The sequence below is a fragment of the Pedobacter sp. GW822-FHT03F06 genome, from assembly GCF_058801365.1.
The window spans coordinates 491,601-506,850 of record NZ_JBXANE010000002.1; the positions used below are offsets into that span (position 1 = coordinate 491,601).

7 protein-coding genes are annotated in these 15,250 nt (G+C 39.6%); 6 read left to right on the forward strand and 1 reads right to left on the reverse strand.

Annotation, left to right across the window (positions count from 1 at the left end; genetic code table 11):
• Positions 1-132 precede the first annotated feature (132 nt).
• The 6 genes from AC1RJ8_RS04695 (at position 133) to AC1RJ8_RS04720 (ending at position 11,781) form a co-directional block, all read left to right on the forward strand.
• Entirely contained in the window at positions 133-3,408 is a 3,276-nt protein-coding gene (locus tag AC1RJ8_RS04695) for a SusC/RagA family TonB-linked outer membrane protein (protein ID WP_492952744.1), read from the forward strand.
• A gap of 19 nt (positions 3,409-3,427) precedes the next feature.
• Complete coding sequence (locus AC1RJ8_RS04700) at positions 3,428-5,008, forward strand: SusD/RagB family nutrient-binding outer membrane lipoprotein (RefSeq protein WP_492952745.1); 1,581 nt, start codon at positions 3,428-3,430, stop codon at positions 5,006-5,008.
• A gap of 226 nt (positions 5,009-5,234) precedes the next feature.
• Positions 5,235-7,574 (forward strand): glycoside hydrolase family 20 protein, encoded by a 2,340-nt coding sequence (locus AC1RJ8_RS04705; protein WP_492952746.1) that lies wholly within the window; start codon positions 5,235-5,237, stop codon positions 7,572-7,574.
• Positions 7,575-8,006: 432 nt separating this feature from the next.
• Positions 8,007-8,408: a hypothetical protein gene (locus AC1RJ8_RS04710; protein ID WP_492952747.1), complete on the forward strand. Its 402-nt coding sequence runs from the start codon at positions 8,007-8,009 to the stop codon at positions 8,406-8,408.
• A 157-nt stretch (positions 8,409-8,565) separates the two neighbouring features.
• Entirely contained in the window at positions 8,566-10,125 is a 1,560-nt protein-coding gene (locus AC1RJ8_RS04715) for a S10 family peptidase (RefSeq protein ID WP_492952748.1), read from the forward strand.
• A gap of 693 nt (positions 10,126-10,818) precedes the next feature.
• A complete protein-coding gene (locus tag AC1RJ8_RS04720; RefSeq protein WP_492952749.1) occupies positions 10,819-11,781 on the forward strand; it encodes an acetyl-CoA carboxylase carboxyltransferase subunit alpha in 963 nt (320 codons plus the stop codon).
• Between the two features lie 254 nt (positions 11,782-12,035).
• On the opposite strand, the gene AC1RJ8_RS04725 is transcribed toward AC1RJ8_RS04720, so the two are convergent.
• Positions 12,036-15,077, reverse strand: a complete 3,042-nt coding sequence (locus tag AC1RJ8_RS04725) for a glycosyltransferase family 117 protein (protein ID WP_492952750.1) — start codon at positions 15,075-15,077, stop codon at positions 12,036-12,038.
• Positions 15,078-15,250 lie beyond the last annotated feature (173 nt).

Sequence of the window (15,250 nt, forward strand, 5' to 3'; positions counted from 1 at the left end):
ATTAATGGCAGTTTATGCGCAAACAGATTGCTGCCAAGAACTTTATGCAACCAAAAAAACAAAAATATGATTTATTATTACTTACTGCAAGGGCGCCCAAAATATAAAGCGCTTCTAAAATTCATTATGCTAATGAAACTAGCCTGTATTATGGTTTTCATTACCTGTCTTAATGTTTCGGCATCGGTTTTTTCTCAGGAAAAAATTTCTTTAGATGTTAAGAAAACAAAGCTGGCCAGGGTATTACAGATTATTGAGCAGCAAAGCAGTTACCATTTTGTTTACAGCTCTTCTTACGTTCCGGTAAATAAGGATGTAAGCATTACTGTAACCAATACTTTGGTTACTGATGTATTGGCAGCCATTTTAAACAGAACCAACCTGAAATATTCTGTTTCTGATGGTGGCTTGATTGTAATTAGCAAAAATAAAGAAGTTCCGATTTCGGGAACAGTTAAGGATGCACTTGGAGGTGCTTTACCTGGTGCAAGTGTTAGGGTTAAAGGAACTGGTATTGGTACTTCTACCGATGTGAACGGTAAATTTGCTTTAAATGCACCTGAAAATGCAATTCTGGTAATTTCTTATGCCGGTTTTCAAACCAAGGAAATTGCTATTGGTACGCAGACCAGTATCGATATCGTATTAGCTGAAGACACCAAACAGCTTACCGATGTGGTGGTTACGGCTTTGGGTATCAAAAAAGAAAGAAGGGCTTTAGGTTATTCGGTTACGCAGATTGGCGGCGAAACGCTAACACAGGCACGTGAAAATAATATTACCAACTCTTTAGTGGGTAAAGTAGCAGGTTTGGATATTGCCGGTACATCTGGAGGTGCTGGTGCTGCGACAAACGTTACCATCCGTGGCGTATCCAGCTTAGGTCCATCAAGTCAGCCTTTGTATGTTGTAAATGGTATTCCAATGGAAAGTGCACCAGTTGGTTTTGGCAGCACTATTGGTATCGGTAATAACGGTGGTCAGTATGATAATGCGCCCGACTTAGGAGATGCGATTAGTAACTTAAACCCAGATGATATTGAAAGCATTTCGGTATTAAAAGGTGCTGCAGCTTCTGCCCTTTATGGTAACAGAGCCAAAGCAGGTGTAATCCTAATCACCACAAAAAGCGGTAAAGGTAATAGCATCGAATTTAGCAGTAACTATGTTGCCGAGCAAGTGATGGATAGAACGAACTGGCAATACGTTTATGGCCAAGGGGCAAATGGCGTAAAGCCTGCTGATGCGACGGCAGCCGCGCAAGTGGGTGGCTCGAGCTGGGGCGCAAAACTAGATGGGTCTAATGTGGTTCAGTTTGACGGGGTAAGCAGACCTTATTCTGCCCAAGAAAATAATATAGAAGATTTTTATAGAACGGGGGGAACTTTCACCAATACATTGGCATTAAACAAATCGTTTACCGGTGGCGTAATGCGCTTATCGGCAAGCGATTTAACCAACAGATCGGTTGTACCTAATTCTGGTTTAAATAGACAAAATTTCACCTTATCAGGCACTTTCGATCCCATTAAAAATTTGGTGATTGATGCACGCTTCAACTACATTTTAGAACAGGCAAATAACCGCCCGATGGTTTCTGACGGTGCAGGTAATGCCAATTATAATGCAGCATTTTTACCAACCAGTGTAAACATCGAAACCTTAAAACCAGGAAAAAAAGCTGATGGAACTGAACTTTCATACAATGCAGGCAATACCTATGCCACCAATCCTTGGTTTGCCGCTTATGATTTTGTTCACAATACAAAAAGAGAGCGTTTACTAAGCTCTATCAGTGCGAAGTATACTTTTAATAACGGATTGTTTCTACAGGCGCGTGCCGGGAGAGATTCTTATAACGATAATTATGTTGGCATTACCCCATCTGGTACAGCATACGATGTTGATGGCGGTTATACTGAGCAGATCAGTAAATTCTCCGATATTAACGTAGATGCGTTAATTGGTAAATCATTTAAAATCGATGATTTTTCAATTACACCTAATTTTGGAGCAAGTTATCGCCGTACCAAAAGTGCCGGAACCACGAACACTGGCGGGTCTTTCCAGATTTTTGGTGTTTACAATTTAGCTAATACCGGAGGTAAGGCTGTTGGTATTTATCAAACCGACCAGGAAACACAATCGGTATATGGTACTTTGGAGTTAACTTATAAAGACATCCTGTATTTAACCGGAAGTGCACGTAACGACTGGTTTTCTACCCTGGCAACCCCAGGGAAAGATAATAAGCTCAATAGTATCTATCCGTCCGTAAGCGGTTCATTTGTTTTCTCAGAGTTATGGAAACCATCTTTTTTAAGCTTTGGTAAACTTAGGGCAGGTTATGCGATGGTAGGGCAGGCCACTTATCCTTTCCAAACTCAGCTCTATTATAATTTGCGGAGTGAAACCGTGAATGGAAACTCATTGGGTAATATTGTTAATGCTGCGATTCCAAACGCTAGTTTAAAAGCATCAAGCGCTACAGAATTAGAGATTGGTACTGAAATGAAGTTCTTTGGCGATCGGCTTAGTTTCGACTTTACCTGGTACAATAAGAAATCGAAAGATGAAATCCTGGCCGTTCCTGCCTCTACAACAACTGGTTACAACGCTGCAATTTTAAATATCGGTCGATTACAGAATAAAGGAGTAGAAGCTTTAATATCTGGTGTGGTTTTAAAGAACAAAGATTTTAGCTGGACCTCTACTTTAAATGGCTCTTATAACGATAATAAAGTGTTAACACTTGCGCCTGGTACAGCTTCGCAGCCTTTGGCAACTTCGAGAAGCAATGTAGGTTTTTTACAAAACCTTGAAGGATTGGCTATTGCACAGGTAATGGCTTACGACTACAAGTACGATGGTAATGGCAATATTGTAAAGGGTACCGACGGGATTCCAGAAAGAGGTGAATTAAAACCTTATGGTTCAGCATACAATAAATGGACTGCTGGTTGGAATAATGAGTTTAACTATAAAGGGATTAATCTTTCATTCTTGATTGACGGTAAATGGGGCGGTAAAATTTTCTCTGCTACCGATTATTATGGTTATGTGTTTGGGTTGCATCAAGCCACTTTAGAAAACCGCGACGCGCTAGGTGTAAATGCCGCAAACTATTACAGTACTTTCGCTAATAATGTTTCAAAACAGTTTGTTCAGGATGCAAGTTTTATCAAGTTCAGACAGGTTATTCTGGGGTATAATTTCCCTGGAAAATTGTTCAACAATAAGATTAAAGGCTTAAATGTAAGTTTCGTTGGTCGTAACTTATTTATCATCATGAAGAAAACCGACAATATCGATCCCGAATCGAGCTATAATGCAACCATTCCGGGTATGGAGTTGGGCGGTGTGCCGCCAGTGCGTACCTATGGTTTAAATTTAAGTGTTAAGTTATAATCCTTTAAACGAATTGAAAATGAAAACGATCATAAAATTATACGTACCACTTTTATTATCTGGATTAGCCCTGATAGCTGGTTGTACAAAAGACTTTGAAAAAATTAATACAGATCCAACCGCTATTGGTCAGGAACAATATAACCCAAACTTCCTTTTATCCACAGCTCAGTTAAATTATACAGGCAGCATCGATTTTGCCTATGAAACCTGGAGAGGAAATTTAATTTATTCTTCTACCATGATGCAGGGCATGTCGTCCGTCATCAGTTATTGGGCAGGAGATAAATATATGCTAAATGAAGGCTATACAGCAGCTTATTGGGAAAAAGCCTATCCGGATCAGGTTAAATATGTTGCCGATTTGGTAGAGTTTACCAAAGGAAAAGCACAATACAATAATGTTTACCAAATGGGCAGGATCTGGAAAGCCTTAATTTTCGAAAGATTAACTGATCTATATGGTGATGTGCCCTATTTTGATGCAGGAAGAGGCTATTATACTGCAAATTTATATCCTAAATATGACGCCCAACAAGCTATTTACACCGATTTATTAAAAGAGGTTGATGAAGCGAGCACTGCCCTAAATGCTAGTGGCGATAAAGTTACAGGCGACCTTATTTTTGCCGGCGACATTGCGAAATGGAAACGTTTCGGGAATAGTTTAATGCTGCGCATGGCCATGAGGTTAACCAAAGCCGATGCCACTTTAGCTCAGACTTACATTAATAAAGCCATTGGTAAAACCATGACCGGCGATGCCGATAATGCTTTCTTTAAACATGATAGCAATGGTGCTCGTGTAACACAAAACAGAAATGCACAGGTTTTATTGGGTGATGGTGGCCAGGAAAATTATTATACCAGGTGGAGCAGTACCTTCATTAATTATTTAAAGATCAATAACGATCCACGTTTAGGTAAGGTTGCAGTAACCAAATTGTATTTAACTGATGGTGCCAAAGTTCAAAACCCTGCTTTCGTAACCAATCCAGCAGTGCAAAAAGGAATGCCAAATGGTAAAGATTTAAGTGGTATTGCAGGAAGAGACGTTCGTCAGGATCCTTCTTATACTGATTTTACCGATTATTCATCTCCAAACCCGGGTATGTTAAAAAGAGATGGCAATACTTTTATTCTTACCTATGCCGAAACCGAATTACTTTGGGCAGAAGCGGCACAGCGCTATGGTATTGGAGGTTCGGCAGCTACACATTACAATGCTGGTGTAACCTCGGCAATGACTTATCTTTCTCAATATGATCCGTCAATGGCTGTAAGCGGAGCAGATGCTGCGGCTTATTTAACCGCACACCCTTATGTGGCGGCCAATGGTTTAGATATGATCGGCACTCAATATTGGGCACATACCATTACCATGCTCGATTTTTATGAGGCATGGTCCAACTGGAGAAGAACAGGTATTCCTGCGCTAATACCTATTGTATATCCAAACACCAATACGGGTGGATCAATTCCACGCCGGTTCCCTTATCCTCTTTTCGAAGGCGTTACCAATGCGGTAAATTATAAAGCTGCATCGGCCGCTGTTCCAGGAGGCGATAAGCTGGTAGGAAAAGTTTGGTGGGATAAATAATTAACATCATCCCGGTTTTTTACTAGCCGACATTGCTGATGCAGTGTCGGCTTTTTTCTTCCATTGTTTTTCAATGCATTTTCATCAAACGTTTGCGCGGAACTTACTTGAGCGTATAAAGAAGTTTAGTTTATCTTTAACTCATAAGCGCATCATTTTCAGTGTAAAAATGTAATGTGTTTAACGGATAAGCTAAACGCTAATTATAATAATTCATCATTTATACATGAAAAGCATACTATTTACTCTTGGTTTCGTTATTGTTGCTCAAGGCCTTTTATTCGGTCAAACAGACAGCACGCTTATTCAATCAGTGCCTAACATAAAGGAAATAAAGGCTGGCGATAAGAAAGTTATTTTTCCCGAAAGCCCGAAAGGTTATTCCCTGGTATTCAAGGGAAGTAATTGCGATCCAATTGTAAATCCATCTGGCAATATTACCACGCCACTGGTTGCAACAAATGTCAACTTGTATTTCGAACTGATCAGTCAGGTAAGCGATTCGATAAAGTACGATGTTTCTAAGCAGATCGTTGTTCCGGGCAAATTTCCTGATGGAGGTGTTAACCCACAACCTTTTGTAATCCCTGCTTTACGCGAATGGCACGGTGGTAAGGGCGAATTCTCTCTAACTGCAGCCAGCAGAATTGTTTTAAATACAGTGAGTGAAAAACAGTTGCGGCAAGCTGCCAGCATTTTACAACAAGAGCTGAAAGATCAGTTGGGTTTTAACCTTTTAATTGTGAAAGGTAAGGCTAAAAAAGGCGATATTTTTTTAACCTTAAGCGCAACTGATAAAAGTATTGGCGAAGAAGGATACTACTTTAATACTGCAGATTATATTACCATTAGTGCAGTAAAATACCAGGGATTATTCTGGGGAACCAGAACTTTGCTACAGTTACTGGAACAGAAAAATTCCATTCCAAAAGGGATTGCGAGAGACTATCCAGCGTTTAAAGTACGTGGATTTGTGCTCGATGTAGGCCGTAAGTTCTTTAGCCTGCAGTTTTTAAGAGATTATGTGAAATTCATGTCGTATTATAAATTGAACGATTTTCAGATCCACCTAAATGACAATGGCTTTAAAAAATATTTCAATGATAGTTGGCCCGATACCTATTCGGCTTTCCGTTTAGAAAATACAACCTACCCAGGCCTGACGGCAAAAGATGGTTCTTATACCAAAAAGGAATTTATGGCGCTGCAACAGTTAGCCGATAATTATGCTGTTCGTATTATTCCGGAAATTGATGCGCCGGCACATGCGCTGGCCTTCACAAAGGTGGTTCCCGAAATTGGCAGTAAAGCGTATGGTATGGATCACCTCGATCTCCATAATCCACTTAGTTATACGGTTATGGAAAATGTATTTAAAGAATATATTTCTGGTAGCACACCAGTGTTTACGGGTAAAGCGGTTCACATTGGTACAGACGAATATGCTAAAAAAGATGCGGAAGTTTTTCGGGCTTTTACCGATCGCATGATTAAATATGTAGAAGGTTTTGGAAAAGATGTTAGGCTTTGGGGTGCATTAACACATGCAAAAGGTACCACTCCTGTGAAAGTAGAAAACGTGGTAATGAATACCTGGTATAATGGTTATGCTAACCCTGTTGAAATGAAGAAACTGGGCTATAAGCAAATTAGCACGCCTGATGGATGGCTTTATATTGTGCCCGCAGCAGGATACTATTATGATTACCTCAATATTAAAAATCTTTACAACAAATGGACGCCTTCGATGATCGGAAACGTTCAGTTTCAGCCTGGCGATCCGACTATATTAGGCGGTTCTTTTGCGGTATGGAATGATATTGTAGGCAATGGAATTACAGAAAAAGATGTACACGACAGGGTGTTCCCGGCCATGCAGGTATTAGCACAAAAGATGTGGGGAGGAAGCAATACAGCTTTAAAGTTCGACGATTTTAACGTTTTGAGCAAGAAGATAGGAGAAGGCCCATCGTTAAACATCAGTGGAAAGTTATCTAAAAATGATGCGCCATTTACAACCCGGTTTAACTTTGATAAAAAAGACAATCAAATTAAAACTACTGGTGCAGCTTATACAGAAGGATATTTAAAGAATGCTTTATCGTTTTCAGGAAAAGATAGTTATGCCAGGTTGCCGTACACTGAAATAGGATATAATTATACTGTCTCTTTTTGGGTAAACCCTGCCAGTAACAACCTGGACGGTGCAGTGTTATTCAAATCGCCTAATGCAACTGTAAAATTAAAACAGATAGGTACCGGCAAACTTGGCTTTTCGAGGGAGGGTTATGATATCGATTTCGGATATGCTTTACCTGAAAATAGTTGGACTCACGTAGTGATAACCGGAACCAACAAAGGTACCAGTCTTTATATAAATGGTAAACTCGAAAAGCGATTGTATGATAACTGGATCACATTTACAGACAAAGACAAAACCAAAGTACGTAAATCGGAAACTTTGTTTTTCCCGCTTCAAACAGTTGGTGGATTTAAAGGAAAGTTAGATGAATTACAAGTTTGGAACAAGGTATTGTCAGATGAAGAGATTCTGGCCTTAAAATGATAAAAAAATAAACAATAACCCGTCTCGATTAAATCAGTTTTTACCAGCCGATACCGCATTTGCGGTATCGGCTTTTTTTATCCCGTATTTTGAATAATATTTTAAGCAAACGTTTGTGCTGTGTTGGTTTTAGACTTTGTTTTCTTATGCTTAAAGTAGATTTGAGCTGTCATATTAAACAGGCGTAGTTATTTGATTTGGTTATTTTTATGATTTAGTATCAGCTTATTAATCAAACGTTTGCGCGTTGATTCAGAAAAATATCTCCTCAATAAAGCACTATATTTAATTCACAGGCTATTGTAACCTCACCTGTAATTTAAGGGTTATTCACCTTTACTACCGCGTAAGATTGTAGTTGTATTTTCTGGCGCTATACACAAATGATTTTTAATTAATATTTTAAAATTTAACCTATTTAAACCAAAGAAAATGAAGAAAACAATTGCTTTGCTCGTAACATCTTTAGCTTTTACAGTTTGTCTGTTTAGTAGTTTTACGCCCGAAAAAGTAGCCCTTTCCCCTAAAAAGGTTATGCACCGGGGTGTAGTTACGGTTACAAAAAATTTCACGACCAGTAATGGTCTGGCTGCAGTGGCAACACTTCAGTATACTACCGGGCAGGTTTATTCGAGCATTACAGTAAGCATAGCAGGAGAGGGCAACGTTCCGCTAACCTCGGTATCCCATTCCTCAGGCCCAATTTACGCCGATGCTTTTGAAGGTTATAAGGCGGGATCGTATTATGAATATTTTGTAGATGTATTGGTTACCGGAAACCCGACTATTGGTTGGCAAATTTCAGATACAAGCGCCGAAGCGGTAGTGATTTAAATTGCCAGCCTAAATAAGGAGTCTACTGCATTATTGCAGCAGTTTTTTGCAGAACCGGCATTGCCAAAAGCAATGCTGGTTTTTTTATGGTAACATTTCTAATGCGCTTTTTGATTAACGCTACAATAGTTTGATATTTAGAAACCAAACCAAAACAATGAAATTCAGATTTATACTTGCTACATTTTTAAGCGTAAGCGCTTTTGCATATGCACAACAGGGACCAAGAAAAAGCCAATCTAAAGAAACCGTAACCACTACCCAGGTTACTGTTAAAGACGAACCTAAATCTTCAGCAAATGAAAGGACCATTAAGGTAGAAAGTTCTGTTGTTACCAATCACACTGTAAATATCGATGGCAAATCCGTTCCATATAAGGCTACAACAGGTACACTGCCCGTTTGGGATGAAGATGGAAAACCAATTGCAGGTTTGTTTTATACTTATTACGAGCGCAGTGACGTGCAAAATCGCGATAAACGCCCTTTAGTAATCTCTTTTAACGGCGGCCCGGGTTCGGCTTCAGTTTGGATGCACATCGCCTATACGGGGCCTGTAGTTTTGAATATTGATGACGAAGGTTATCCGGTGCAGCCTTATGGTTATAAAGAAAATCCATATTCTATTTTAGATGTTGCCGATATTATTTATATCGATCCGGTTAATACTGGCTATTCAAGGGCGGTGAGTAAAGATATTCCAACCAATAAGTTCTTTGGCGTACGTGCCGATATTAAATACCTGGCCGAGTGGATCAATACTTTTGTAACCCGAAATAACCGTTGGGCCTCTCCAAAATTTTTAATTGGCGAGAGCTATGGTACCACACGCGTTTCGGGTTTGGCTTTAGAGCTGCAGAACAGCCAATGGATGTATTTAAATGGCGTGGTTTTGGTTTCACCAACAGAACTTGGTATTGAACGTAGTGGCCCTGTTGATGCGGCATTGCGTTTACCCTATTTTGCAGCTACAGCCTGGTACCATAAGGCACTTGCTGCCGATTTACAGGGCAAAGATTTAACAGCCATGCTTCCAGAAATTGAAAGTTTTACCATTAATGAATTAATCCCTGCTATTTCGCAGGGTGGAATGTTAAGTGCCGATAAAAAGAAAGCCATTGCAACAAAAATGGCCCGTTACTCCGGACTTTCTGAAAAAGTGATATTAGATTACAACCTCAATGTACCTACCGATTTCTTTTGGAAAGAACTGCTGAGAGATAAAGGTTTTACTGTAGGTAGATTAGATTCCCGCTATCGCGGTATCGATAAAATGAGTGCTGGCGAAGGACCCGATTATAATGCAGAGCTAACCTCTTGGTTGCATTCATTTACACCTGCCATCAATATGTACATCCGCAACGAGCTGAATTATAAAACCGATTTGAAATACAATATGTTCGGTTCCGTTTACCCATGGGATAAAACTGGCGACCAGACTGGCGATAACCTTCGTCAGGCCATGGCACAGAATCCCTATCTGCATTTGTTGGTGCAATCAGGTTATTACGACGGGGCCTGCGATTATTTCAATGCGAAATACAGCATGTGGCAATTAGATGCTGCGGGTAAACTGCAAGACCGTATGAGCTGGGAAGGTTATCGTAGTGGACACATGATGTATTTACGTAAAGACGATCTGAAAACGGCAAATAACCATATCCGTGAGTTTATTAAAAAAGCCTTGCCAAAAGCAGGCGAGGCCGCGAAGTTTTAGTTCTTTTGGTCGTCATTTCAACTGAAGCGCAGCGAAATGGAGAAAACCCCTCGCCAAGGTTCGTGTCTTCACGAACCTCTTTTTAGGCAGCAGATCGGAAACTTGGCATAGTTGCAGGAATAGGTGTAATCTAAACCTGACAGCCGCGATAGCCCCAGATTTTTTCATCTGGGCTAAAGCAATTGGCAGGACTGTTTTAACCGAAGCACCACTGTAATTGCTTCCCAAATGATATTATTTTTCCAGTACCAACAGAATTCTAGCAAATGGTATAAATGCTTGTAAAAATTTGGAGCGCAGTTGCAGTACAATAATTAACGTTAGTCCTGCTTTGCATTGCAAGTCCGTCCCGATGAATCGGGATACCTCGCTTGCGTGCTTTCCATTACAATCAGGGCTAGGTAGGTTAGGGGGCGGTGGCATGGAAACCCGGCATAGCTGCAGAAGCCATAATAATATAAACCTGATCGTACGGATGGCACCCTTCGTGGCAGGAGGGAGAGCAGGACTGTTTTAACCAAAGTGCCAATGCAATTGCTTTCCAAATCATAATTTTAGATTCTATAGACTACAAATTCTTTGCACATAGCTCCTGATTTGCCAACTTTTGGAAACAATTTATCCCCTCAAAAAAGCAAACAAAAAACTGTTCACTGCAAACTAAAAATAATTACTTATTTTTGTGGTTCAATTATGCAGCAAATAAAAACATCATTCGATTTTGAAAAACCTATTGCCGATTTAGTTCAGCAGATAGAAAAGGTTAAGCAAGTTGCCGAAAAAACTAAGGTAGATATGTCTGCCACTTTAGACGAGCTTGATGGTAAATTAGATGAAACTACCAATAACTTATATAAGAATTTAACAGGTTGGAACAAGGTTCAGATGAGCCGTCATCCCGATCGCCCGCAAACACTCGATTACATCAATATGATCTGCGATGATTTTATTGAAATGCATGGCGATAGAACCGTTAAAGATGATAAAGCGATTATTGGAGGTTTTGCTTCTATAAATGGTCAAACGGTAATGGTTATCGGTCACCAGAAAGGTAAAAATACCAAAGAGCGTCAGTTCCGTAATTTCGGTATGGCCAACCCTGAAGGTTACCGTAAAGCCTTGCGTTTAATGCGTTTGGCTGAGAAATTTAATAAACCGGTTGTTTCTTTTATCGATACTATGGGTGCTTACCCTGGTTTAGAGGCAGAAGAACGTGGACAAGGTGAGGCTATTGCGAGAAACTTATTGGAAATGTCTATTCTCCGCGTGCCAATTATCTGTATTGTAGTCGGCGAAGGGGCCTCTGGAGGTGCTTTGGGTATTGGTATTGGCGATAAAGTTTACATGTTAGAGCATACCTGGTACTCGGTAATCTCTCCTGAATCCTGCTCATCTATTTTATGGAGAAGCTGGGATTTTAAAGAGAAAGCTGCTGAATGCTTAAAATTGACTTCTGATGATATGTTTGGCAACAAACTAATCGATGGCATTATTCCAGAGCCACTTGGAGGTGCACATCAGGATCCGGAGTTAATGGGCCGAACTTTAAAAGATTACATCGTTAAAGATTTAGCCGCTTTAGGTAAACTAAAAACTGATAAACTGATCGAACAAAGAATTGAAAAATTCTGTGCGATGGGTGTTGTAAACGAATAATCATTAACTAAAATAAATTTGAATCCTGTTTGGCCATGCTAAACGGGATTTTTTTGTGAATAAATCCGAAGGTTTATTACGGATCGTCCCTAGACTTCTCGTCATCTCGACTGAAGCGTAGCGAATGGAGAGATCTATCTTGATAGATTTCTCGACTGCGTTGCACTTCGCTCGAAATGACGATTTATTGTTGGTCAACAAAAAAAGCAGCTACAAATTAATGCAGCTGCTTTGTAAGCTATTTTTAGATCCGTTTACTGTTGTGGTCCCTGTTGTGGGAAAAACATCGATAAACGCCCTTCTAAACTGTTGAATGTTTTCTGTAGCTTATCGCTCAATTTATCCTGACCGGCAGCTTTACTCGTTTTAATCATTCTGTCTAGGTAGTATAATCCTGTTTGAATGTTCTGCGATCCGGTTAAACCTTTTGATTGAGATATATCGGCAAGGTAGTTTAATTCTTTATTGATGTAATCGCCTGATTTGTCTAAAATATCATTAGCTCTGGCAGTTTCTCCAAGTTTGTATAAGTTTTCAGCCATGTAGAATTTCACAACAACCGTACGGATGCCGAAGAATTTATCAGGCATTACTGCAAAATATTTATCTACTACTTTTTTGGCCTCAGCAGTTTTACCTTCTTTAATTAAGCTGCTGGTTAAGCTACTGAAGAGATTGGTGAAAATGAAAGTATCGTCTGATGACTGTGGATCTAAATATTTAGCGGTTTTCATATTACCCCACTTAAATTTAGTCATCACATTATTGTACAATACAGGCGTATTTAATTGCTCTGGTCTATCCTCAGATGCTGTCGTATCAGCTTTAAGCGGTAATAAACGCATCGCTAAACCTTCGCTGTATAAATACTTATCTAAGCCATTGTATTGTTCAGAAGGCACTGTAGAAGCGAAATAAATCGGGCGTTTCCAGTTGTTATGTGCCAGGATATCGAACATGGCCAAAGTTCCCTTAGTCACATAACCTTTGTTAAATTTCCAATCCATTGTGGTGGTGATTTTTGCAGCATCAGCAGCAGGCACTGTTCCTGTACTGATCACTTGCTGCGGATCTACCGTAATTTTAAGGTTTTTTGTTGGCAGGAAGTTAGATTTTGATCCATCCTGCATAGGTACTTTATCGCTCTCATCGTTTGATAGCAATAAATCAACTACGTTTTTAAGCTCAACACTACCTGCAATTTTGTAATCATCGTATGGCATTACATCTCTTTCTCCCTGTACATATTGCTCAGGTTTCATGGAAATTGGTAATGGAGCCGATTCGTTTTGTTTTTGTCTTAAACCATTAATGTACCAATCTGTATCGAATAAACTTAAGTTTACAATACGCACATCAGGGCGAACATTTTCTACCTCCTGGATATACCAAAGTGGGTAGGTATCATTATCGCCATAAGTAAATAAGATCGCATTTGGTGCACAGGATTGTAGATAATCCAGGGCTATATCATGAGGAACCAGTTTCGTAGAACGGTCATGGTCATCCCATCCTTGCTCAGCCATAATTACCGGTGCAGCCAATAAACCGATCACTGTTGCACCAATAGCACCGGCAGTTGGCGTTAGTTTTTTAAACAACCACTCTTTAATGGCGAGCGCCCCGAGCCCAATCCATATCGCAAAGGCATAGAAAGATCCTACGTAAGCATAATCCCTTTCGCGGGGCTCTAATGGTTTTTGATTTAAGTATAATACAATGGCAATACCGGTAAAAAAGAATAGTAATGCTACCACTCCCGCATCCTTTTGGTTACGTTTAAAGTGCCAAAGTGCGCCAATAACACCTAAAATTAACGGTAAAAAGAAGAAACGGTTATATGCCTTATTATCAACGGTTGATGGTGGCAGATTGCTTTGATTGCCTCTTAACATGGCGTCAATTGGTTTAATACCACTAATCCAGGTACCTTCATGTCCGCTACCCTGCCCTTGCTCGTCATTCTGGCGGCCTGCAAAATTCCACATGAAATAACGCATGTACATATAGCCAATCTGATAGCTAAACAAGAAACCAACGTTATCTACCAGATTAGGGTTTTTAGAGTCGTCTAAGCGCATCCATTCTTTGTAAAAAGCCGCATGTTTAGGATCATCGCTATACATACGTGGCAGTAAAGTGTTGTTGTTGTATTCGTAATCGGTTTTTTTACCCGCTACTTCATACTTTTCTTTTCCTTTTCTCCAAATGGTTTTTCCTTCGGTTACACCAACTCTTTCAGAGTTATAGTTAGGGCCATAACCCAATGGCCTATCGCCATACTGCTCACGGTTTAGGTAACTTAAGAAAGAGAAAGCATCTTTCGGAGCGCTGTTATTTAAATTCGGATCTGCCTTTGCCCTGATGATAATCATGGAGAATGATGCATAACCGAAGATGATTAATACGGTAGAGATTAAACCTAAGTTTAATAATTTCTTTTGGTGTTGGATAGAATAACGGATTCCCCAAACCAGGGCGCCGATTAATAAAATAGCGAAGAATAAAACACCTGTTCCAAAACCCAGACCTAATGTGTTAACAAAGAATAAATCGAAATAAGCACCAAACGAAACCAGGTATTGGATAATACCATATTGGATTACCGCTAAGATTAAAATACCAACAATAAGGGTTTTAATAATTCCCGATGTTGTTGCTTTATCCGTTCTTTTGAAATAATAAATAAAAGCAAGTGCTGGGATGGTTAACAGGTTTAACAAGTGGATACCGATTGATAAACCCATAATATAGGCAATAAACAATAACCAACGATCGGCACGTGGCTCATCGGCATGTGCTTCCCATTTAAGGATAGCCCAGAATACAATCGCGGTAAATAACGATGATTGTGCATAAACTTCTGATTCTACTGCCGAAAACCAAAAACTATCAGAAAAAGTATAAGCCAAAGCACCAACGGCACCTGCACCCATAATGCTGATCAATTTACCGGTTGTTAGCTCTTCACCAGCTTTTAATACTGTTTTTTTAGCCAATGCGGTGATGGTCCAAAATAAAAATAAGATAGTTGCCCCGCTTGATACAGCCGAGCCAACATTCATCCAGTAAGCGATTTTGGTTAAATCTCCTGCTGCAAAAATGGAGAAGAAACGTTGGATCATTAAGAACAAAGGTGCACCAGGCTGGTGAACAACCTGCATTCTAAATGCCGATGCGATAAATTCACCGCAATCCCAAAAACTGGCAGAAGGCTCTAAGGTTAAAACGTAAGTTAGTGTAGCAATTAAAAAGCAGATCCAGCCTACTATATTATTAACTTTTGAATAATTCATTGGTTTATTTAATGATATTAAAAATTGTTTTCACATAAAAATGCTGCCGAAATTAACTATTCTAGTCGATAAAACAGGTAAATTTTTGGATTGATTTAACAATTTTTAACGGCTTAAGACCTTTAACATAAAGGATTTTAATTTATTGAACAAGCAAAAACCCATAAGCAGAA